Source organism: Erythrobacter sp. SDW2 (assembly GCF_021431965.1).
Taxonomy (GTDB): domain Bacteria; phylum Pseudomonadota; class Alphaproteobacteria; order Sphingomonadales; family Sphingomonadaceae; genus Parerythrobacter.
This window is the reverse complement of record NZ_CP090370.1, coordinates 199,953-221,542: the sequence shown is the minus strand read 5'-3', so window position 1 is coordinate 221,542 and position 21,590 is coordinate 199,953. Positions and strand designations below refer to the sequence as shown.

17 protein-coding genes are annotated in these 21,590 nt (G+C 64.0%); 12 read left to right on the top strand and 5 right to left on the bottom strand.

From position 1 onward, the window contains the following. Window positions 1-33: 33 nt before the first annotated feature. A complete protein-coding gene (locus tag LY632_RS01055) occupies window positions 34-618 on the bottom strand; it encodes a lytic transglycosylase domain-containing protein (RefSeq protein ID WP_234091969.1) in 585 nt (194 codons plus the stop codon). 138 nt (window positions 619-756) lie between these two features. On the opposite strand from LY632_RS01055, the gene LY632_RS01050 reads away from it, so the two are divergent. From LY632_RS01050 to LY632_RS01035, 4 genes are all read left to right on the top strand, one after another. Then, the gene (locus LY632_RS01050) at window positions 757-1,671 is read left to right on the top strand and encodes a toprim domain-containing protein (RefSeq protein WP_234091968.1); all 915 of its coding nucleotides are present in this window, start codon (window positions 757-759) and stop codon (window positions 1,669-1,671) included. 75 nt (window positions 1,672-1,746) lie between these two features. Next, a complete protein-coding gene (locus tag LY632_RS01045) occupies window positions 1,747-5,994 on the top strand; it encodes a strawberry notch-like NTP hydrolase domain-containing protein (RefSeq protein ID WP_234091967.1) in 4,248 nt (1,415 codons plus the stop codon). A gap of 104 nt (window positions 5,995-6,098) precedes the next feature. Further along, window positions 6,099-8,072, top strand: coding sequence for a ParB/RepB/Spo0J family partition protein (locus tag LY632_RS01040; protein ID WP_234091966.1), 1,974 nt, complete (start codon window positions 6,099-6,101; stop codon window positions 8,070-8,072). 235 nt (window positions 8,073-8,307) lie between these two features. Beyond that, complete coding sequence (locus tag LY632_RS01035) at window positions 8,308-8,871, top strand: pyridoxamine 5'-phosphate oxidase family protein (RefSeq protein ID WP_234091965.1); 564 nt, start codon at window positions 8,308-8,310, stop codon at window positions 8,869-8,871. 168 nt (window positions 8,872-9,039) lie between these two features. Here LY632_RS01035 and LY632_RS14330 read toward each other — a convergent pair whose 3' ends face one another. Together LY632_RS14330 and LY632_RS01030 are read right to left on the bottom strand one after the other, a co-directional pair. Then, window positions 9,040-9,309 carry a hypothetical protein gene (locus LY632_RS14330; protein ID WP_305040820.1) on the bottom strand — a complete coding sequence of 90 codons (270 nt, stop codon included), beginning with the start codon at window positions 9,307-9,309 and terminating at the stop codon, window positions 9,040-9,042. Beyond that, window positions 9,290-10,309 (bottom strand): MFS transporter, encoded by a 1,020-nt coding sequence (locus tag LY632_RS01030; protein WP_305040819.1) that lies wholly within the window; start codon window positions 10,307-10,309, stop codon window positions 9,290-9,292. The genes LY632_RS14330 and LY632_RS01030 overlap by 20 nt, the downstream gene beginning before the upstream one ends. 116 nt (window positions 10,310-10,425) lie before the next feature. On the opposite strand from LY632_RS01030, the gene LY632_RS01025 reads away from it, so the two are divergent. The 8 genes from LY632_RS01025 (at window position 10,426) to cobA (ending at window position 20,259) form a co-directional block, all read left to right on the top strand. Beyond that, entirely contained in the window at window positions 10,426-11,004 is a 579-nt protein-coding gene (locus LY632_RS01025) for an ANTAR domain-containing response regulator (protein ID WP_234091964.1), read from the top strand. 2 nt (window positions 11,005-11,006) lie between these two features. After that, the gene (locus tag LY632_RS01020) at window positions 11,007-12,218 is read left to right on the top strand and encodes an ABC transporter substrate-binding protein (protein WP_234091963.1); all 1,212 of its coding nucleotides are present in this window, start codon (window positions 11,007-11,009) and stop codon (window positions 12,216-12,218) included. Between the two features lie 285 nt (window positions 12,219-12,503). After that, window positions 12,504-13,715 carry an alginate export family protein gene (locus LY632_RS01015; protein WP_234091962.1) on the top strand — a complete coding sequence of 404 codons (1,212 nt, stop codon included), beginning with the start codon at window positions 12,504-12,506 and terminating at the stop codon, window positions 13,713-13,715. A 17-nt stretch (window positions 13,716-13,732) separates the two neighbouring features. Continuing rightward, window positions 13,733-14,563: a formate/nitrite transporter family protein gene (locus LY632_RS01010; protein ID WP_222554654.1), complete on the top strand. Its 831-nt coding sequence runs from the start codon at window positions 13,733-13,735 to the stop codon at window positions 14,561-14,563. Next, window positions 14,553-16,346, top strand: a complete 1,794-nt coding sequence (locus LY632_RS01005; protein ID WP_234091961.1) for a bifunctional protein-serine/threonine kinase/phosphatase — start codon at window positions 14,553-14,555, stop codon at window positions 16,344-16,346. The genes LY632_RS01010 and LY632_RS01005 overlap by 11 nt, the downstream gene beginning before the upstream one ends. A 189-nt stretch (window positions 16,347-16,535) precedes the next feature. Beyond that, on the top strand, window positions 16,536-19,046 hold the full coding sequence (gene nirB, locus LY632_RS01000; RefSeq protein WP_234091960.1) for a nitrite reductase large subunit NirB: 2,511 nt from the start codon (window positions 16,536-16,538) through the stop codon (window positions 19,044-19,046). Further along, the gene (nirD, locus tag LY632_RS00995) at window positions 19,043-19,432 is read left to right on the top strand and encodes a nitrite reductase small subunit NirD (RefSeq protein WP_234091959.1); all 390 of its coding nucleotides are present in this window, start codon (window positions 19,043-19,045) and stop codon (window positions 19,430-19,432) included. Before nirB ends, nirD begins: the two co-directional genes overlap by 4 nt. Further along, window positions 19,429-20,259: a uroporphyrinogen-III C-methyltransferase gene (gene cobA / locus LY632_RS00990; protein WP_222554704.1), complete on the top strand. Its 831-nt coding sequence runs from the start codon at window positions 19,429-19,431 to the stop codon at window positions 20,257-20,259. Before nirD ends, cobA begins: the two co-directional genes overlap by 4 nt. Here the strand turns inward: cobA and LY632_RS00985 are convergent. Next, complete coding sequence (locus tag LY632_RS00985; protein WP_234091958.1) at window positions 20,228-20,449, bottom strand: hypothetical protein; 222 nt, start codon at window positions 20,447-20,449, stop codon at window positions 20,228-20,230. The two genes, cobA and LY632_RS00985, sit on opposite strands and share 32 nt — an antisense overlap. A gap of 407 nt (window positions 20,450-20,856) precedes the next feature. Then, window positions 20,857-21,585 carry a superoxide dismutase gene (locus LY632_RS00980; RefSeq protein ID WP_234091957.1) on the bottom strand — a complete coding sequence of 243 codons (729 nt, stop codon included), beginning with the start codon at window positions 21,583-21,585 and terminating at the stop codon, window positions 20,857-20,859. Window positions 21,586-21,590 lie beyond the last annotated feature (5 nt).

The following is a 21,590-nucleotide window of genomic DNA, read 5'->3' as shown; positions in this document are numbered from 1 at the left end:
TTTCAGACAATAGCCGGAAATCAGGTAGTTTCGTCAATTGTACGTACCAATTGCTTGCCAACGTCCCAACACAGACCGGACATATTGCGGCGTTTCACCATTGTTGGGAATGCCGCGTGATCGGGAGACGGCACCTGGGCCAGCATTGTAAGCAGCCAAGGCCAGGTGGACTGCGTCGAACCGGTCCAACATATCGCGAAGGTACCGGGCGCCACCGTCGATCGATGCAAGAGGGTCATGACGGTTCCGGACGCCCAGTTCTCTCGCCGTGGCCGGCATAAGCTGAGCCAGCCCGGCAGCACCGGCTGGACTAACAGCCATCGGATTGAAGCGGGACTCAGCCCAGATAAGAGCACGGAGCAGGTTGGTCGGAAGCCCGTAACGGCGTTCAGCCTCGGCTATCGCCGCCATATACAAGCCTTCCCGGTAGGATACGTTTGCTGGCTCGGCCTGGTAGATTGCAGGAAGATATTCCCTTGCCGGCTGCTGGTCCGTCTTCGGCGGAACGATCGCGTGCTCGAACAAGGTGAAATCCTGGGCGCGAACTTGCTGTGAGGAGGTCGCGATCATTACCAGACAGGCGACCGCTAGCGCGGTCAGACAATTGAGGCAGTTCATCTCGACTTGTGCTCCATTGATTCGAATCGAAGGAGAACATAAAAAGAACATGTGCCTGTAGGAAAGCCGCGAATGCCTGCCTTTGGGAGAGGAGAGGAACGCTGATGAGGGGGCCACTTTGCATGCTGAGGAGCTCGCATGTCCCTGTCTGTCCAAACTCATCCCAACCGGTCGCTTGCCGAGACCGCCCGTCGCATTTGCGAATCGCGAGGGGGCAAATGGTCCGGCACAAAGGGCATGGCCTGTTGCCCCGCGCATGATGACCGCACGCCGTCACTCGGTGTGTCGCTCGGCCGACAGGCCATCCTCTTCCACTGTTTCGCGGGATGCGATCAGCAGAGCGTGCTGGCTGCTCTGGCGCGTGAAGGTTTCGAGGCACCGGCGCTTTTTGCAGGTTCGGCGACCACCAACGAACCCGAATCGACCAGCACCCGCAAACCCTCGGCGGTAGCGCTGAGGATCTGGCGCGAAGCGCAAGCTTTGCGTGCCAGTCCGGCAAAGGCATATCTTGAAAGCCGCGGCATCCTCGCCGCATCTCCGGCGCTCCGCTTCCATCCACGAACGCCGCTTGGTCCGAAGGGACGCACCCGCTTTTTGCCCGCCATGATCGCGGCGGTCAGCCTCGACAAGGGGCCGATCGCCATCCACCGCACGTTCCTGTCTACCGAGGCTTCAGGCAAGGCCGCTTTCGAAAAGCCGAAACGCGCGCTCGGCGCGCTCTGTGAAGCTGCTGTCCGTCTGTTCGCTCCGGCCTCCGGCAAGCTCGGCCTCGCCGAGGGTATCGAGAGCGCGATGTCGGCCTATGCTCTCACCGGCATTCCCGTCTGGGCGACCCTGGGCAATGAGCGCTTCGGTCTCGTGAGCGTGCCCGAGAGCCTGACCGAACTCCACCTCTTCGTCGATCATGATGCTGGCGGCGAACTGGCCGCGTCGCGTGGCCTGGCCGCTTATGCACGCGATGGACGGACGATCCACGTTCGCAAACCATCCTCACGCGACACCGACTGGAACGATGAACTTACATCATGGCTGCGCCGCAAAGCGGCGCGGTAGAGGAGAGAGGGCTTCTCGAATTCCTGATCCGGCAGAGGGCGTGTCCCGATGCCCCCATCAGGAGGACGAATTGCCATGTTTCAATCAGACCTGTTTCCCGGCGGCGAGCAGTTGCCGTCCATGCCCTTGGCCTATGCCATTGGCACCCGAGTTGCCGCGCTTCTTGCTTCGGGACGTCATCTTACCCGTACCGACATTTCCGGGCTGTTCGCCGAAGAGACCGGTGTTCTGGACTGGGGAGGTGCCTGGACGATCGACGACTATAACAGCGCGGTCGAGATCGGCGCACTACTCTGGCTTCGAGAGTCCTCACGGATCGATCTGGCGACGAACGTACACGAAGTCGAAGCGCGGTTCGACTGGCTCGAAGCAGCCTTGCCGCCACGGCACGTTCGCAGCGAAGCACAGGTCGAGCTCCAGCAGTTCTCGACCCCGCCAATGCTGGCCTGGCTGATGGCGAAGGCCGCAGCTGTCTGCGCGCAAGACACGCTCCTCGAACCGTCCGCAGGCAATGGTGCCCTTGCTCTGTGGGGTTACCTCCAGAACGCTTCGCTGCTCCTCAACGAGATTGATCCGGCAAGACGAGACGGTCTGGCCCACGTCTTCCCCACGGCCACCATCACTGCGCATGACGGGGAACTGATCGCCGACTTGCTTCGCGGCCCTGTTCCGTCTGCCGTGCTAATGAACCCGCCATTCGCTCATAGCCATGAACGCGGCAAGGACGGCGATACCGCTATGCGTCACCTGCGCGGTGCGATCCGAGCGGCCGCGAATGGGGCGAGGATAATCGCCATCATGCCCGATGGCTTTGACGCTTCCACGTTCGCCAAAGCACAGGACGAAGCGTCGCTCCTGCTCAATGTCCGCTTGGAGCAGATGTTTCGCCGGACAGGGACGGGGATTGCCGTTCGCCTGGTCGTGATCGACAAGGTGCCGACTGCATCCTCGTCAACGATCATCGGAGATGCCTGCGACCTGATTGCGCTCGGCGAACTTGTCACCGAGCTGCCGCCACGAGCGAAGACCTCCGCCGGCCTCCATTGCCTGCCCGTCGGCAAGCCAGCGCGCCTTGTTTGCAAACCTTCGACCCAACGCACGCCGGTCCGACCGGTAGCGCCGTTCGCTGCGACGCCAGCAGCCAAGGCGAATGCGGTCAATCTTGCCTATTCTGTTCTCGCTGACCCCGCGCCGGTGCCTGAACAGGCAGGCATCTACTTGCCTTACCGCCCCAGCCGCATCGCGTTCGAAGACGCGCCGGTTCATCCTACTCCGCTCGTGGAATCGGTTGCCATGGGTTCGGTCGCGGCACCGCAGCCCGATGTTTGCCCGCGGCTTCCCGCAGGTTGGCAGGCCGATGGCCTGCTGTCCGAAGCGCAATGCGAAACACTGGTCTACGCTGCCCAGGCATTTGCGCGCGATCTTCCGGGCCGGTTCAAGGTTAGCCAGGAAGGCACCTCGCTGGAACTCTCCGAAGATGGACACGCATACCGCCAAGGCTTTTTCCTTGGCGACGGGACCGGAGCGGGCAAAGGACGGCAGATCGCCGCGGTCATCATGGACCGCTGGCTCGCAGGCGAGCGCCGGCATGTCTGGATCACCAAGAACGAAGCGCTGCTTGAAGATGCACGCCGCGACTGGGAAGCGCTTGGCGGGCTGCCGCTCGATATCCAGCCGCTCTCGCGCTGGAAACTTGGCCACCCTGTAACGATGTCCGAAGGTATTCTCTTTGTCACCTATCCGACGCTGCGCTCGGGGCGCGCCGAGGATACGCGGCTCGACCAGATCCTTGCCTGGGCGGGCGAGGATTTCGACGGCGTGATCGCTTTCGACGAAGCCCACGCCATGGCCAATGCCCTCGGGGGCTCTTCAACCCGTGGCAAGGTCAAGGGGTCCGAACAGGGTATGGCGGGCCTCAGGCTGCAGAACCATCTCCCGCGCGCCCGCGTGCTCTATGCTTCGGCCACCGGCGCCTCGGACATCGCCAACCTCGGTTACACCTCACGGCTCGGCCTGTGGGGACCCGAAACTGCCTTCCCGACCCACGAGGCGTTCATGACCGAGATCCGCGCTGGCGGCGTCGCGGCGATGGAACTTGTCGCTCGCGATCTCAAGGCCCAGGGCCTCTATCTCGCCCGCGCGCTGTCCTTCGCCGGGGTCGAGTACGAGATCCTCGAACACAGCCTGACCGAAGCGCAGGTGCGGATCTACGACGCCTATGCCGAGGCCTGGGCGATCATTCACCGCAACCTCGAGGCAGCGCTAGAAGCAACCCGCGTTGTCGACGAGGACAGCGGCGATACGCTCAATCGCAACGCCAAGGCGGCAGCGCTGTCGATCTTCGAAGGCACCAAGCAGCGCTTCTTTGCCCAGCTCCTGCTCTCGATGAAATTGCCGAGCCTGATCCCCGCGATGGAAGCAGCGCTTGGCGAAGAGCATTCGGTTGTCGTGCAGCTGGTCTCGACCGCCGAGACCATGCTCGACCGGCGCCTTGCCGACCTCTCCGACGAAGAACGCGAAGCGCTCGATATCGATCTGTCTCCGCGTGAATACGTGATCGACTACCTTTCGAAGAGCTTCCCGGTGCGCCTGATGCAGGTCTTCGCCGACGAAGACGGCAATCTTCGCTCCGAGGCGATGAGCGACGGAGAGGGCAATCCCGTTTTCTGCCCGCGCGCCATTGCTGCGCGCGATGCGCTGATCGAACAGCTTTGCGCACTGCCGCCCATCGCCACTGCGCTCGATGCGATTATCGAGCACTTTGGAACCGACGCCGTCGCCGAGGTCACGGGCCGAACCCGGAGGCTGGTCCAGGGCCGCGATGGTGAGCAGCGCCTCGAACGGCGTAGCCCCAGCGCCAACGTCGCCGAAGCGCAAAGCTTCATGGAAGGGACCAAGCGCATCCTGGTCTTCTCGGACGCGGGCGGCACAGGACGTTCCTACCACGCCGACCTTGGCTGCCGGAACCAGCAGCGCCGTGTTCATTTCCTGCTCGAGCCGGGCTGGCGCGCCGACAACGCGATTCAGGGTCTCGGCCGCACCAACCGCACCAACCAAGCCTCGGCCCCGCTCTTCCGGCCGGTAACCACCGACGTGAAGGGCGAACGCCGCTTCATCTCGACCATTGCGCGCAGGCTCGATGCCTTGGGCGCGCTGACGCGCGGCCAGCGCCAGACCGGCGGTCAGAACCTGTTCGACCCGGCAGACAATCTCGAAAGCGACTATGCGCGCGACGCGCTCAGCCGCTGGTTCCAGCTGCTCTATGACGGCAAGCTCGAAGCCACGAGCTTCGCCAACTTCGTCGAGCGCACTGGCCTACGGCTTGAAAACCCCGACGGCGGGCTCAGCGACAATCTCCCCACGATCCAGCGCTGGCTAAACCGCATCCTCGCGCTTCCGATCGCGCTGCAGAATGCCATATTCGATGAATATCTTGGCCTCGTCGAAGCACGGATTGAAGCCGCGCGCGAAGCTGGAACGCTCGACCAGGGGCTGGAAACCGTGAGGGTCGATCACTTCATGGTCCTCGCCGATGAGTTCCTGCGCACAGACCCCGTGACCGGAGCGGAGACCCGTCTCGTCTCGCTCGAAGTGACAAGGCACCTTCGGCCCCTACGCTTGCAGCGCCTGGTGCGGATGCACGAGATTGGCAGCCCGCACGCGATCCCGATGCGCAATGCGCGCTCGGGCAAGGTTGCGCTGTCGGTTCCTGCCCGGCGCCTGATCGCCGACGACGGGGCCGTGATAGAACGTCGGCGCCTCTTGCGTCCGCTCAAGTCCGCGAGCTGGACACTTGAGGCACTCGGTGAAAGCCATTGGAATGAAATTGGCGTCGCTGCGTTCACGAGCGCCTGGCGGGCCGAGGAAGAGGAGGCTGCCGTTTCACCGGTAACTGAGCGAGTCCATTTCGCTACCGGACTTCTGCTTCCGGTCTGGAAGCGCCTGCCCGGCGATCACGTCCGCGTCACCCGGCTCGTTGCCGAAGATGGTCAATCGGTCATCGGGCGCGAAGTGCTCGATATCGATCTCGCAGCAATCGCCGAGACCTATGGCCTTTCCGGGGTTGCCGGACCAGCCGCAGAGCAGCTCGGTGACCTCGTTCTCGCCAGCGGCAAGCCGCTGGGCCTTGCAAGCCACGATCCACTCACCGTGAAGCGCTCGCTGGTCGGCGGCGAACAGCGCCTTGAGCTTACCGGGTTCTCGCCCGATCGGCTCGATTGGTACAAGGGCAAGGGCTGCTTCACCGAGATCATCCGCTACCGCACGCGGCTGTTCGTGCCAGTCTCCGCAGCCTCGTCGGTCCTCCCCGCGCTTGCCGCCTGATCCCTCGGGCAGACCCCAATCTCAGAATGAGAGTGGAGGGAGCCCATTGGGCTTGTGGGCCTCGTGATCCTCACCTGCGCCTTCAATCCATCAGGAGAACACCCATGATTCAGTCGATCAACCTGAAGAAGCTCGTTCCGAGCCCGCGCAACGTTCGCAAGTCGAGCGACGTGCTGGCCGACCTCCAGCTGCGGGCAGACATTGCTGCGCGCGGTCTGCTGCAAAACCTCGTCGTGCGCAAAGGAAAGCGCGGCAAGTTCGAGGTCGAGGCCGGCGGTCGCCGGCTCGCCGCGCTGCAGGCACTGGCCGAAGAGGGCACCTTGCCCGAAAGCCATGAGGTCACCTGCCTCGTCATCGAAGGCGAGGAAAGCGAAGTGCGCGAGGCCAGCCTTGCCGAGAACTTCCAGCGTCTCGCGATGAACCCAGCCGACGAGGCGCAGGCCTTCGCGGCGATCATCGAGGCAGGCGCTACCACCGAAGACGTGGCGCGCCGCTTCGGCCTCACTGTCCGTTTCGTCGAAGGACGTCTGCGCTTGGCAAGTCTCGCGCCTTGCGTCTTCGAAGCGCTCGCCGAAGGCACGATCACGCTCGACATGGCCAAGGCCTACGGCGCGATCTCCGACGTGGAGCGCCAAGCGCATGTCTATGCCGAGCTGCAGGACGCCTGGTACCAGATCACGCCTGACACGATCCGCCGCATGGTGCTCGACGCCACGGTGCGCGGTTCCGATCCACGCGCTGTTCTTGTCGGTCGCGATGTCTACCTCGCTGCGGGTGGCCGGATCGAACGCGAACTGTTCGACGACGATGCCAGCGAGAGCTGGATCGATGTCGCGCTGCTCGAAGGCCTCGCGCACAAAGCCATGGAAGAAACCGCAGAAAAGGCCGCGCTTGAATATGGCCTTGCCTGGGTGCGTCCGACGCTTGGCAATTATGTCAGCCATGACCTTGTCGAAGGTATGAGCCGCTTGCCTTGCGAACCTGCGCCGATGACCGAACAGGAAGTACGGGAACTCGGAGAACTTGAGGCCGACTACGACCGCGTCGCCGCCGTGCTCGAAGACGAGGACAGCGACGAAGAGGAGATCGCCAAAGCCGAACGCGAACTGGTCGTCATCGACCGCGCCATGCGCGAGCTCAATGATCGTCCCCCTGTGCTTGCCGACGAGCTGAAATCCGAGGCTGGTGCCTTCCTTGTCCTCTCGCGCAATGGCGAGCCGACATTGGTCCCGCAGTACTACACCGAGACCGAGGTCATCATTGACGAAGGTGTGGTCGAAGCAATCGAGGAAAGTGGAGCGGCAAAGCCCAAGGGCAGCTCGTTGTCGCAGCGCCTGCTCGACGAGCTCGCGATGCAGCGGCGCGACATACTGGCAATCCATCTCGCCAACGATCCGTCACTGGCGCTCGACTTCATGGTCTTTACGCTGGCCGATGCCGATGGACACGACTGGCGTGCCAAGAAGGCGTCCACGCTTGTCGGCTCGGCCGCGTCCGGCCCGATTACTGGGTTCGAGGCCAAGAATGCACCGGCGAGCGCTGCTCTGGCCGAGTTTGCCGGGTCGCTCGATGAAAGCTGGCGTGCTGGGACAAACGATGTCGAGCGGTTCGCGAGATTCCGGACCCTTTCCGACGAGGCGCGCTCGGCCTGGCTCGGCCATGTCGTCTCTCGCACGCTGGTTGCCAGCCTTGCCTGTTACGGTGAGCGCTCGGTGCCACTGCACGAGGCGCTCGGCTCGCTCCTCGAAATCGAGACCGCGCATTGGTGGCGTCCTAGCGCTGCCAACTATTTCGACCGCGTGGCCAAGGCGCGCACGCTCGAAGCACTCGACGCCGTCGGCGGTGCCGATTTGGTCAGTCGCTACGCTGCCTCAAAGAAGGCTGAGCTTGCGAGCGCAGCCGAGCGCATCTTCTCGGGCAACTTCATCGGCGAGGCCGAGCTTAAAGAACGGGCACAAGCCTGGGTTCCTTCGATCATGCGTTTCGGTGGTACCGGAGATGTCGAATTGGCCGACCACGAAGGCGACGAGGTGGCCAACGCAGAAGGAACTGGCGAGATTGCCGAGCAGGCTGCCTGACCCCTCCTGACAGGTCCAGGTCACTCGGCGGGCGGTCCGTCCCAATCGGGACGGGCCGCCTTTACCATGTCAAATTTTGGGCCGTAAATTGTCTGTCCGCTCCCAGGCGCCGCGACGACCAAGGCCGACGTTCCGCAAACGACGCCGTTGCGGATGTTTAGAGATTGGGGCATTTTGTGGGCGGTCTGCGCAGCTCGCGGGGGGGATCATGAACTTGAGAAGGCGGGATTTGCTCGTGGCTGCGCAAGCTGCAGGCCTGGTGAATTTGCTCTCTGGAAACGCGGCAAAAGCGGCGGTCGCCCAAGGCGTGTCACACGACCTCTATCGGGTCGATGATCCCGAGCTTATCATGGCCGCCGCCCGCGAAATTATGAAGGAAGATTGGGTCGGCGTACTGATCACAATCGATGAGACTGGCATGCCTCGCGCCCGCCCTGTCGGTGTCAATGACCCGACAGACGACTGGAGCTTATGGATGTCGACAAGGCGAGGAAGCCGAAAGACGAAGCAGATCATGGCAAACCCCAGAGCAGCTCTTCACTTCGGCCTCGACGACATCGCAAACGGTACGAAGAATGCCTACTACGCGAGCTTCACTGGGCACGCTTCGGTTCACACAGACGCTCCGTCGATTGCGGCTCATGGTCCCCCTGAGCATTATCGGTCACAATGGCCCAATTATCCTGACGACCTCGCCCTGATCCGCTTCTTACCACAGACGCTTGAAGTAATGGGCAAGGGCATCAAGCCTAGCCAACAGCATTGGCAGCCACAGGCAGTGCACTTCGGAAACAATTGATGTCCGTTTTCCACCCTCTCTGCGGTCATAAGCGGGAACGCACCGCGATCCTGACACCTGCCGGGCCGCTTCGACGGATTTCTCGCCAGAAGCGGAAATTCGCAAACCGACCCCCTTTTGGCCAGAAGACTTGGTCGATCCTGCCGGGCAGTCGCCTTTGCATCACGATCATGACGCGTGGCCCGCTCCGCGTTCGATGTCGTGGAGCAGACCGCCGCGGCGGTTGTAGACGAACCACGTCAGCGCGGCGCAGCTGGCGTAGAAGATCAGGAAGCCCCACAAGGCCGCCATCGGCGATCCGGTCGCCGCAATAGCGCTGCCAAAGCTCTTGGGGATGAAGAAGGCGCCGTAGGCCGCAATCGCCGAGATGAAGCCGATGATCGCCGCCAATTCCCGCTCGGCCTGCCGCAGCGCGGCATCAGGGGCGAGCTCGGGCATCAGGTGCGGAACTTCCTGCCGGATGATGTTGGGGATCATCTGGAAGGTGGAGGCATTGCCCACCCCGGTCATGAAGAACATCAAGATGAACATGCCCAGGAAGCCCCACCAGCGGGCCGAGGAAAACGAATTGCAGCACGTCCACTTGCGGAAACTGCTGCTTGGCGAGCAGCGGCAGGCCGGCGGAAAAGCCGATGAAGCTGCCGAATGTGCCGGTATAAAGCCCGCACATAAGCCAGTTGTGCTTGCGCTGGAAGATCACCTCCTGGTCGGCAAAGCTGGCCTTGGCATCGGCAATGTCGTTCATCCCGAACCATGCGAGCAGGGTGCTGGCGATGATGAACGGCACCCACACAAAGCCTGCGTTCTGCAGCCACAGCGGGCCGCCATCTGCCGTCTGCTGTGCAGCCCCGCCGAGCGCGCCGAACACGCCTGCGGTGATGATCAGCGGCACGGCGAACTGCATCACCGACACGCCCAGATTGCCCAGCCCGGCGTTGAGCGCCAGCGCGTTGCCCTTCTGCGCCTTGGGGAAGAAGAAGCTGATGTTCGACATCGACGAGGCGAAATTGCCCCCGCCAAGCCCGCACAGCAGGGCTACCACCACCAAGGTGGTGTAGGGCGTATCAGGGCTGCGCACCGCATAGCCGATGCCGATGGCCGGGATCAGCAGGGACGCGGTGGATATTGTGGTCCACAGCCGCCCGCCGAAGATCGGCACCATGAAGCTATAGACGATGCGGAAGGTCGCCCCCGAAAGGCCGGGCAAGGCCGCCAGCCAGAACAGCTGATCAGTGCTATAGGCAAACCCGACCTGCGGCAGTTTGGCCACCACCACCGACCACACCATCCACACCGCAAAGGCCAGCAGCAGGGCGGGGATCGAGATATAGAGGTTGCGCCGCGCGATGCGTTCGCCCTGCGCCTGCCAGAAAGCGGGATCTTCGGGCCGCCATTGCGTGAGGCGATGTCGATCGCTGCTGTGTTCACCTGGTTGCAAAAGCCTTGCCCCGATCATGTCCGGCACAGTGCCGACCGCGATACCACAGGCGTAACCGGCTTCTGACTATCGGCAAAGCTGCTTGTTTTCGCGCAATCGGGGTGCAATGTGGCCGTATGAAGATCGCCATCGTCGATGAAAGCTCCATACGCGCTTCGATCATCGAAGAAGGCCTGGGCCAGCTCGAAAATGCCGAAATCTTCACGCTCACGCAGCGCCACGGGCTGCTCACCGCGATTGAACGGATCGCGCCGGATGTGGTGCTGATCGACCTCGGCAACCCGTCGCGCGATGTGCTGGAGGAATATTTTGCGGTCAGCCGCGCTTTGTCGCGCCCGATTGCCATGTTCGTCGATGAAAGCGACGATGCCTCCATCGCCGCCTCGATCGATGCGGGGGTTTCGGCCTATGTGGTTGATGGCCTCGCCAGTCACCGGATCAAGCCGCTGCTCGATCTGTGCATCAAGCGGTTCCACGCCTTTGCCCGGCTGCAATCCGATCTGGCCGACGCGCAGGGCAAGCTGGCCGAGCGCGACCATATCGACCGTGCCAAGCGGATCCTGATGCGCAGCCGCAGTATCACCGAGCCGGAAGCCTATGCCGAATTGCGGCGCAAGGCGATGTCTTCGAACAAGCGGATCGCCGAAATCGCCGAAGCGGTCGTGTCCGCGCATGATCTGCTGGGAGGGGACTGACCATGGCCGACGCGACGCTTACCATCGGGTTTCTGCCGCTGGTCGATGCCTGCCTGCCGATTTTGGCTCACGAACATGGCTTTGCCGCTGACGAGGGCGTGGCGCTGACCTTCGTGCGCGATGTGAGCTGGGCCACCGTGCTAGACCGGCTGCTCTACGGCCATACCGACGGCGCGCACATGCTGGCGCCGCTGACGATTGCCACCACGCTGGGGCTGGGCCGCCCGGCGCAGCCGCTGACCGCGCCCTTTGTGCTGGGTCTGAACGGCAATGCGATCACTTTGAGCAAACCACTGGCCGCGATGGTCGCATCGCCGGGCGAATATGGCGATCCGGCGGCTGTCGGCGCGCGGTTGCGCGAAGCGGCGATGGCGGCCAAGGCGCAGGGGCGGCGGCTGCGGTTCGGGGTGGTGCACCGCTTTTCCAGCCACAATTACAAGCTGCGTTACTGGCTCGCCGCCTGCGGTATCCGGCCTGATCACGATGTCGAGATCGTCACCATCGCCCCGCCGTTTGTCCCCGATGCGCTGGCCAGCGGGGAGATCGACGGGTCTTGCGTGGGCGAACCGTGGAGTTCAGTCTGTGTCGAGCGTGATGTCGGCACAATCGTGCTGGCTTCCGCGCAAATCTGGCGGCGCGGGGTGGAAAAGGTGCTCGCGGTGCGCGAGCCGGTGCTGGCCGACAAGGCCGAAGCCTTTGCTGCACTGATCCGGGCCATGCGCCGGGCGGGCCGCCATTTCATCGACCCGGCCAATTTCGCCGAGAATGCCCGCATCCTTGCCTCGCCCCCCTATCTCGATGCCAACCCTGCGCTGGTGCTGCGGGCGATATCGGACCGCTTGGTTCTGGCCCACGGCGCTGCGCCGGTGCACCTGCCTGATCTGATGTTCCAGCACAGCGAGGCGGCCAATTTCCCGTGGATGAGCCAGGCCGCGTGGCTCTATTCGCAGATGGCGCGCTGGGGCCATATCGCCTTCGATCCGGCCGATGCGGCGCGGGCGATGCGGGTGTTCCGGCCCGATATCTACCGCGCTGCGCTGATCGATACCGGCGATGATCTGCCCAATGCCAGTTCCAAGGTCGAAGGCAGCGTCACGCAGATGACACAGGTCGGCGCGCAGCAGGGCACGCTGACGCTGTCGGCCAACCGTTTTTTCGATGGGCTGACCTTCGATCCTGACCAGATTGAAGCCTATCTCGCCAGCTTGCCCTGAGTTGAAAAATTTGCTGCGCTGCAAAAAAGGCCTTTACGAGGCTGCACAAGCTGGCGTAGTCTTCGCGATGTTGCTGCTGGGTGATCCAATGTCGGACCCGCAATGCGAGCAGCCACCCACGAATTCTTAAGGCAACGACGCCGCCCGAGCCGCTTCTGAAAGGTAGCGAATCGTGGCGGCTTTTTTGATTTCCGGCGTCGGCCCTGGCTGATGCTTCATCCGGCGGGCAACGGCGCTCGCCTCTCGTGGCCGGTCATGGTCCGGCTTTAGCCAGAGAGGTGATCCATGCGCGCATTTGCCTACTGCCTGTTTGCCCTGTCAGCATCCGCCACCAGCGTCCCGGCGCTGGCCACTCCCGGCGACCCGATTACCCTCGCCGAAGGCGTGACGCTCGACCCGATCCTCGCCCTAAAGGTGCGCCGCGAGACGGTTGACGAGGACAAGCCGATTGAGCCCGCCAATGCACTTACTGCGCGCCTTCATGCAGGGTTTGAAATCGCCAGCGGTGCGGTCTCGCTGCTGATCGAGGGCGAGGCAACAACGGAGCTGACCGACAATTTCAACAACACCATCCCCGGCAATGGCCGGACGCGCTTTTCGGTGGTGGCCGATCCTGAGAACCTCGAACTCAACCGCGCACAGATCGCCTGGCGCGATGGCGCAAGCAGCGTCACGCTGGGTCGTCAGCGGATCATTCTTGATGATGCCCGCTTCGTCGGCAATGTCGTGTGGCGACAGAACGAGCAGACCTTTGATGCCGTGCGCGGGCAGACCGCGCTCGGCCCGGTCCGCGTGGATGCAACCTATGCCAGCGCGGTGCAGACCGTGTTTGGCGCGGACAGCCCCAATTTCCGCTATGACGGCGATCTGGTGTTCCTCAACGCCGGGGTGAAGCTGGCCCGCGGCGAGATCACTGGCTTTGCCTATCTTCTCGATTTCGACGCCCGCCTGAACGCGTCAAGCAACACCTTCGGCGCCAAGGCTGCGTTCAAACTGCCTGTCGGCCCGGCGACCCTGACCGCCAGGGCGACGCTGGCCACCCAGTCCGATACCGGTGGCAACCCGGTCGCCTATACCGCCCATTACCTGCAAGGCGAGCTGGGTGCGACTTGGGCCGGATTTTCGCTGGGGGCCGGGGTCGAACAGCTCGGCAGTGATGGCGGGCGCGGCGCGTTCCAGACCCCGCTGGCCACGCTGTTTGCCTTTAATGGCTGGGCCGACCTGTTCCTGCGCACGCCCGATGCCGGGCTGACCGACACTTTCGCCCGCGCGGGCAAGAAATTTGCCGTGAAGGGCCTCGGCACGGTCGATCTGCTGGCCGTTTACCACCGCTTCGACAGCGATTTCGGCAGTCGGCATTACGGCGACGAGATCGATCTGTCCGCCGGCCTTGCGGTGGGCCGCGCATCCTTCCTCGCCCGCTTTGCCAGCTACCGGGCCGACGGCTTTGCCGCCGACACCCGCAAATTCTGGCTCCAGACCGAAATCGCATTCTGACCTCAAGGAGACGCAATATGGCCTATCTTGCCCCAAGTGAATTCGTGCCCAAGCTGATTGAAGCGGGCGAATCCAAGATCATGATGTCGACCAAGGACACGCTGATCCGCGCCTTCATGGCAGGCGCAATTCTGGCGCTGGCGGCGGCGTTTGCGGTGACGATCAATGTTCAGACCGGCCAGCCACTGGCGGGCGCGGTGCTGTTTCCGGTGGGGTTCTGCCTGCTCTATCTGCTGGGCTATGATCTGCTCACCGGCGTGTTCGTGCTCGCCCCGCTGGCGGTGTGGGCCAAGCGGCCCGGCTGCACCTGGGGCGGCGTGCTGCGCAACTGGGGACTGGTGTTCGTCGGCAATTTTGCCGGTGCGCTGGTGACAGCGGTGATGATGGCGATCTACTGGACCTATGGCTTTGCCGCAGAGGTTGATCCGGTCGGCCAGGCGATGGCGATCACCGGGGAAAAGCGCACGCTGGGCTATGCCGAATATGGCGCGGCAGGGTGGCTGACGATCTTTGTGCGCGCGGTGATGTGCAACTGGATGGTATCGACCGGCGTGGTCGGCGCCAGCATGTCGAGCACGGTCAGCGGCAAGGTGATTGCGATGTGGATGCCGATCATGCTGTTCTTCTACATGGTGTTTGAACATTCGATCGTGAACATGTTTCTGTTCCCCACCGGACTGATGCTGGGCGGCGAATTCACCATCGCCGATTACCTGTTGTGGAATGAAGTGCCGGTGGTGCTGGGCAATCTGGTTGGCGGGCTGACGTTCACCGGGCTGATGCTCTATTCGACCCACTACCGCACTTCGCCCAAGCGCAATGCGGCGGAGTTGAAGATTGCCGCCTGAACGGGCTGAACCTGTGGGGGCGGCGCAAGGCAATGCGCCGCTCGAAAGGCTCACCGTGACGGTGGGGCAATATTCCTGTGCCGGGGCCAAGCTGGCCAATCAGGATTTTTACGGCTGCATCCTCCCCGATGGCGATCTGCTCATCTACAAGGGCATGGCCTTTGTGGTGGCCGACGGGATCAGCACCAGTCGCCGCGGGCGCGAGGCGGCGGAAACGGCGGTGGCGGGCTTTCTCACCGATTACTATGCCACCCCCGATGCCTGGTCGCCCCAGACCAGCGCCCAGCGGGTGATTGCAGCGATCAACAGCTGGATGCACGGCCAGAACGCCGCGCTCGTCGGAATGGCTGCCGGTTACGCCGACAGTGACCGGGCGCGTGAGGCCGAGGGTCTCATCACCACCTTTACCGCGCTGATCCTGCGCGATGCCGCCGCGCACATCCTGCATCTGGGTGACGGGGTGGCAGCGCGGGTGAACGCGGGCGGCCTCGAACGGCTGACCGAGGCGCACCGTGTGCCCGCTGGTGGCGGCACGCATCTGCTCGCCCGCGCCTTGGGCATGGGCCGCCATGTCGAGATCGATCACAGCCGCATCTTCGTCCAGCCTGGCGATATCCTGCTGCTGGCGACTGACGGGCTTGGCGACGGCCTGACAGACCGCGAGATTGCGCAGATCGTCCACGCCAACCCGGATATGAGCGCCGCCGCCCGCCAGATGTGCGAGGCTGCACTGGCGGCAGGGGCCGAGGACAACCTCACCGTGCAGCTGGTGCAGGTGGACAGCGTTCGTCAGGGCGCGGCGGATGATCTGCTCGCGGCCGAAGCCCGGCTGCCCGATCCGCCGGAATGGCAGGCCGGGCTGGACTGCGATGGCTACACCCTGCTGCGCCCGCTCCATATCGGTGGCCGCAGCCACGTATGGCTCGCCCGCGACAATTCCACCGGGGCTGCGGCGGCGATCAAGCGGCTCTCGGCCGAACGCGCGGGCGATCCGCAGGCGCGCAGCGAGCTGCTGCTGGAGGAATGGGCGCTTGGCCGGGTGCGCAGCCCGCACGTGCTGAGCGTCCCGCCGCGCGCCCGCCCGCGCCGGTTCCTTTATGCTGTCAGCGGCTATTGCAATGGCATCACGCTGGAACAATGGCAGCGAGATCACCCCCGCGCTGATATTGCTGCTGTGCGCGCAATCATCACTCAGGTGGCGCGCGGGCTGTATGCGCTGCACCGCCGCCAGATCATCCACCGCGATCTGCGCCCGGCCAATGTGATGATCGATGCCAATGGCACGGCGAACATCATTGATCTGGGGTCGGCCCGGATTGATGGCATGACCGAACACGCGCCGAGGGCGGGCGAGGATGCCTTTGCCGGAACCCTGCAATTTTCCGCACCCGAACTCTATCGCGGCCTGCCCGCCAGCGAGCAGAGCGACCTCTATTCGCTCGCCGCGATGGCCTATTTCCTGCTGACCGGGCACCTGCCTTATGGCCCGCGCGCGGGCGCGGCTGACACCCTGTCGCGCCAGCGCCGCCTGCGGTATGTGCCGGTCGCGACATATCGTGATGACGTGCCTGACTGGGCCGATGCCGCCATTGCCCATGCGCTGCACGTGGAACCGCATCTGCGTTACCAGCACGTCAGCGCCTTTGTGCATGATCTCAGCGTCCCCAACACCGCGCTGACCCATCCCCAGCCTGCGCCGCTTCTGATTCGCAATCCGGTTGTGCTGTGGCAAGTGGTCAGCGCAGTGCTGGCGGCGGCGCTGATGATCGCGCTGATCCGGTGATTATGCTGCAATGCAAAAAGGAGGTTGGCAAGCCGGTGCGACTCAGGTAGTTTCCAACTCGTCAGCGTTCCAACGAAGGAACGCGCCTGACCTTACCTTCTCCCCATCACAACGTGGCAATGGCGCCGCCGGTCTTTCGGATGACCTGGCGGCTTTTTTGCGTGCGTTGTCGGCACAGGATCACAGCGCATGAACGCGATTTTTCCCTTTCCCGATACGCCCGGCAGCCGCGAAAAGCTGGTGGTGATCGGCAATGGCATGGCCGGGTGCCGCACGGTTGAAGAGGTGCTGGCCCGCGCGCCCGGCCGGTTCGACATCACGATCATCGGGGCCGAACCGCGGGTCAATTACAACCGCATCATGCTGTCACCCGTGCTGGCGGGCGAGAAGGCGTTTGACGACATCATCATCAATGGCCCGCAGTGGTATGCGGACAATGCCATCGCGCTCATCAGCGGTGATCCGGCAGAGATGATCGACCGCGAGGCGCACACTGTCGTCACGCGTGGGGGCTTGGTGCTGCCGTATGACAGGCTGGTAATCGCCACCGGCTCTGATCCCTTCATCATCCCGGTGCCGGGGCATGATCTGGTCGGCGTCGTCACCTTCCGCGATCTGGATGATGTGGACCGCATGATCGCCGCTGCCGAAGCGGGCGAGACCGAAGGCAGCAACGCCGCTGTGGTCATCGGCGGGGGCCTCTTGGGGCTGGAGGCAGCGCACGGTCTTGCCCTGCGCGGAATGCAGGTGACCGTGGTGCACCTGATGTCCACCCTGATGGAGCGTCAGCTGGATGAAGCGGCCGGATGGCTGCTGCGGCAGGAACTCGAACGGCGCGGGCACACCATTCTTTCGAGCGCCAACACCAAGGCGATCCTTGGCGCGGCGGGCCGGGTGGCAGGCATCGTGCTGGAGGACGGCACCCGCATCCGCGCCGACCTGGTGGTGATGGCGGCCGGGATCAAGCCTTCCGTGGCGCTGGCGAAAGCGGCGGGCCTTGCCTGCGAGCGCGGCATTGTCGTGGATGATCACATGGTCACCAGCGATCCCGCGATCCTCGCCGTGGGCGAATGCGTGCAGCATCGCGGGGCGTGCTATGGTCTGGTCGCTCCAATCTGGGAGATGTGCCGGGCGCTGGCCGACTGCCTCACCGGCGTCGGCAGCGGGCGCGGCTTTGAAGGCTCGGTCACCTCAACGAAGCTCAAGGTTTCCGGCATCGATGTTTTCTCTGCGGGCGATTTTTCGGGCGGCGAGGGGAGCGAGGATGTGGTGATGCGCGATGCGGCGCATGGCATCTACAAACGGCTCGTTATCAAGGACAACCGGCTGATCGGCGCAGTGCTTTATGGCGATACGGCGGACGGCAACTGGTATTTCGATCTTCTGCGCCGGCAAGAGGACATCGCCGCCATCCGCCAGTCGCTGATCTTCGGGCAGGCCTATGCCGCAGGCGGCGCGGGCGGCGATCCCCACGCCGCTGTCGCAGCGCTCTCCGATGATGCCGAGGTGTGCGGCTGCAATGGCGTCTCCAAGGGCGCCGTCATAAGCGCAATCAACGAAGGCGCGCACAGCGTCGCTGCCCTCCGTTCGACTTGCAAGGCTTCGGCGAGCTGTGGATCGTGCACCAACATCGTCGAAAGCCTGCTCGCACTGACGCTCGGCGCTGAGGTCGAAGCCGGGCCTAAAACCCTGTGCGGCTGCACCAGCTTCACCCATGATGACGTGCGCCGCCTGATCCTTGAGCGTAATCTCAAATCAATCCCGCAGGTGATGCAGGAGCTGCACTGGTCCACCCCCGAAGGCTGTGCATCCTGCCGCCCGGCGCTCAATTACTACCTGCTGTGCGCCTGGCCGGGCGAATATGCGGATGACGAGACCAGCCGCTTCGTCAACGAACGGCTCCACGCCAATATCCAGAAGGATGGCACATATTCCGTCGTCCCGCGCATGTGGGGCGGCATAACCTCTCCGCGCGAATTGCGGGCGATTGCCGACGTGGTGGAAAAATACAACGCGCCGATGGTGAAGGTCACCGGCGGCCAGCGGCTCGATATCTTCGGCATCAGGAAAGAGGATCTGCCCGCCGTCTGGGCCGACCTGAACGCCGCAGGGATGGTATCGGGCCACGCCTATGGCAAGGCGCTGCGCACAGTGAAGACCTGCGTGGGCAGCGAATGGTGTCGGTTCGGCACGCAGGATTCGACCGGGCTCGGCGTCAAGATCGAACAGGCCACCTGGGGCAGTTACATGCCGCACAAGTTCAAGATCGCCGTCAGCGGCTGCCCGCGCAACTGTGCCGAGGCGACAATCAAGGACTTCGGCATCGTCTGTGTCGACAGCGGCTATGAACTCCATGTCGGCGGCAATGGCGGGATCAAGGTGCGGGTCACCGATCTTTTGTGCAAGGTCGAGACCGAAGCCGAGGCGATGGAGCACTGCCTCGCCTTTATCCAGCTCTACCGCGAGGAAGCGCACTATCTCGAACGCACCGCGCCTTGGATCGAACGCAAGGGGCTGGAATGGCTGAAAGCGCAGCTGTTCACTGATCCTGACCGCATCAGCAGGCTGGCTGCGCGGTTCCGGCTGTCGCAGAAATATTGGCAGATCGACCCCTGGGCAGGCCGCGCGGCCGGAGCGCATCCCGATCTGCACCAGCACCTCGCCGAAGTCCGCCCGCTTGCTTTGGAGAAGGCGCAATGAACAGCGATACTGCGGGCCAATGGCTCGATATCGGCCCCGTCACCCAGATCAAGGCTGGCACTGGGCGCACGCTTCCCGTGCTGGGAGGCGAGGAAATCGCGGTGTTCCTCACCACCCGCGGGGAATATTTCGCGCTTGTCAACAAATGCCCACACAAGCATGGGCCCTTGAGCGAGGGACTGGTTCACGGCGACAGCGTCACCTGCCCGCTGCACAACTGGCGCATCTCGCTTCGCACGGGCGAGGCGCTGGGGGATGATCGCGGCTGCACGCCGACGATCCCCTTGAAAGTGGAGAGCGGGCGCCTGTTCCTGCTGCGCGAAGCGGTGCTGGCGCCGCGCCGTCAGGCTGAGGCAGGCACGTGCGCCTTGGATACCGCCGCATGATCGTGCCGGGCGAGGTGTGGCTGGTGGGCGCTGGCCCAGGCGATCCCGATCTGCTGACGGTCAAGGCGGCGCGCCTGATCGCATCGGCCAGCGTGGTGTTCCACGATGCGCTGGTAGGCCCCGGCGTGCTCGATCTGATCCCAGCGGGCGTGCGCCGGGTGTCGGTGGGCAAGCGGTCAGGCCGCCATTCCAAACCTCAGGAAGCGATCGACGCGCTGCTGGTCGCCGCCGCGCTGGCGGGCGAGCGGGTGGTGCGGTTGAAGGGCGGCGATCCCGCCATCTTCGGGCGGGCAGCAGAAGAGCTCACCGCCTGCCGGGCCGCAGGCGTGCGGACGCACATCTGCCCCGGTGTGACCGCCGCCAGCGCGGCGGCCGCCAGCCTTGGCACGTCGCTGACCCTGCGCGGGCTGGCCCGGCGCCTGACCTTCGTAACCGCCCATGCGCGCGGCACCGAACCGCTCGATCTCGATTGGAGCGCGCTCGCCGATCCTGCCGCGACCCTGGCGATCTACATGGGCAAAGCGGCAGCCCCGCTGGTCGCCCGCGAATTGCAGCGCGCTGGCCTAGCTTGCGATACGCCGGTGGCGATGGTCGAAAACGCCAGCCTGCCGGAGGAACGGATCTTCACCACCTGCCTCGAACTGCTGCCGCTCGCCGCACGGACTGCGCTGGGGGATGGTCCGGCGCTGATTCTGGTGGGAGCCGCGATGTCGCTTGCGCGCGCACCTGCTGCACAGGACAACCGAAGCGAAGGAACCGCAGTCTGCGTCCCGGCAGAGCGCCTTGCGAGAGGGGCTATGCCTCTCGCCGGAACGCGCACCAGCTGAATTTCTGCGCGGCGCCCCACGGGGTGAGGTGTTCCTCGCGCCAGTCGCCCAGCAATGTGAACGCACTCCCGAGTGCAGCGGCAAGGCTTGCCGCATCGTGGCGCTGCACCGGCAGGCTGCTGCATTTTTCTGGCCCATCAGGCGCAAAGGTGGCGATGATGACGAGCGCATCGGACGCGGTTCCGGCCACCAGCGCACGGCGATAGGCGTCCCGCTGCTCCGGCTCTGTGAGAAGTGGAACACGGCCCGGTCATGCCACACCCCATAGCGGCGCGGCGGGTTCCAGCGGGTTATGTCAGCGATCTCCCAGTGGACGCCCGCTGCCGCCTCTCCCAGTCGGGCCTGTGCCGCCGCCAGAGCCGGGGCGGCAATATCGACCACCGTCACATCGCGCCATCCACCCGCCAGCAGGGCATCAACGGGATTGGAGGCGCCCCCTCCGATATCGACGAAAGGGGCCGTGTGGGGCACATCAAAGCGTACCAGCGCGGCAAGCGAAGGGCGCGGTTCGCTCTGGAACCAGCTGACCTCGCCGGGTGCCATGTCGGAATAGACCCGGTCCCAGTGCCGCTGGGGTTCTTCTGTCATCGTGCCCTCCTACGCCATCGCCGCCTGATACCGTGCCTCCACCACCTCCCAATCGAGGTTGGCCAGGAAGGCATCGACATATTTCGCTGCCGCCGCACCGTAGTCCATGTGAAAGCTGTGCTCATACATATCGAGCGCGATCAGCGGCGCGCCGGTGGCTGCACCATGCATGTGATCGAAGGCCCAGTAATTATGCAGCGACCGGGTGTGGCGGTTGTAGCTGAGGATGCACCAGCCCGATCCACCCGCGAGTGACATTGCGGTGCGGCGGAATTCGGCTTCCCATGCGGCGAAGCTGCCAAACCAGCCATCGAGCGCCTCGTAGATCGAGCCTGCCGGATTGCCGTTGCCGCCCAGCGCATCGAAGTAATATTCGTGCAGCACCACCGATCCGGTGCGGTGCAGTTCCTCGCGCTTCAGCCCGGCATAAGCAACCGGCGGAAAGTCGGGATCGGCCATGGCGGCGGCGAGGCGGGTCTCGATGGTGTTGAGCCCGCGCACTGAGCCCTGATAATTGTTCTCCCAGTGCGAGGTAATCAGCCGCTCGGACAGGCCGGTGAGCTTGGCGGGGTTGAACCGCAGCCGCTTCGGCGTGTGCTTGCCGGCAAAGGCAGCGGCACGGGAAGCGGCTGCGGCAGGGTCTTGCGCCGCCGCTGCGCTTGCCGTTCCTGCCAGCGTGATACCCGTGACCGAAAGGGCTGCTGTGCCGATTGCTTGCCTGCGTGTGATGATGCTCATGTCGT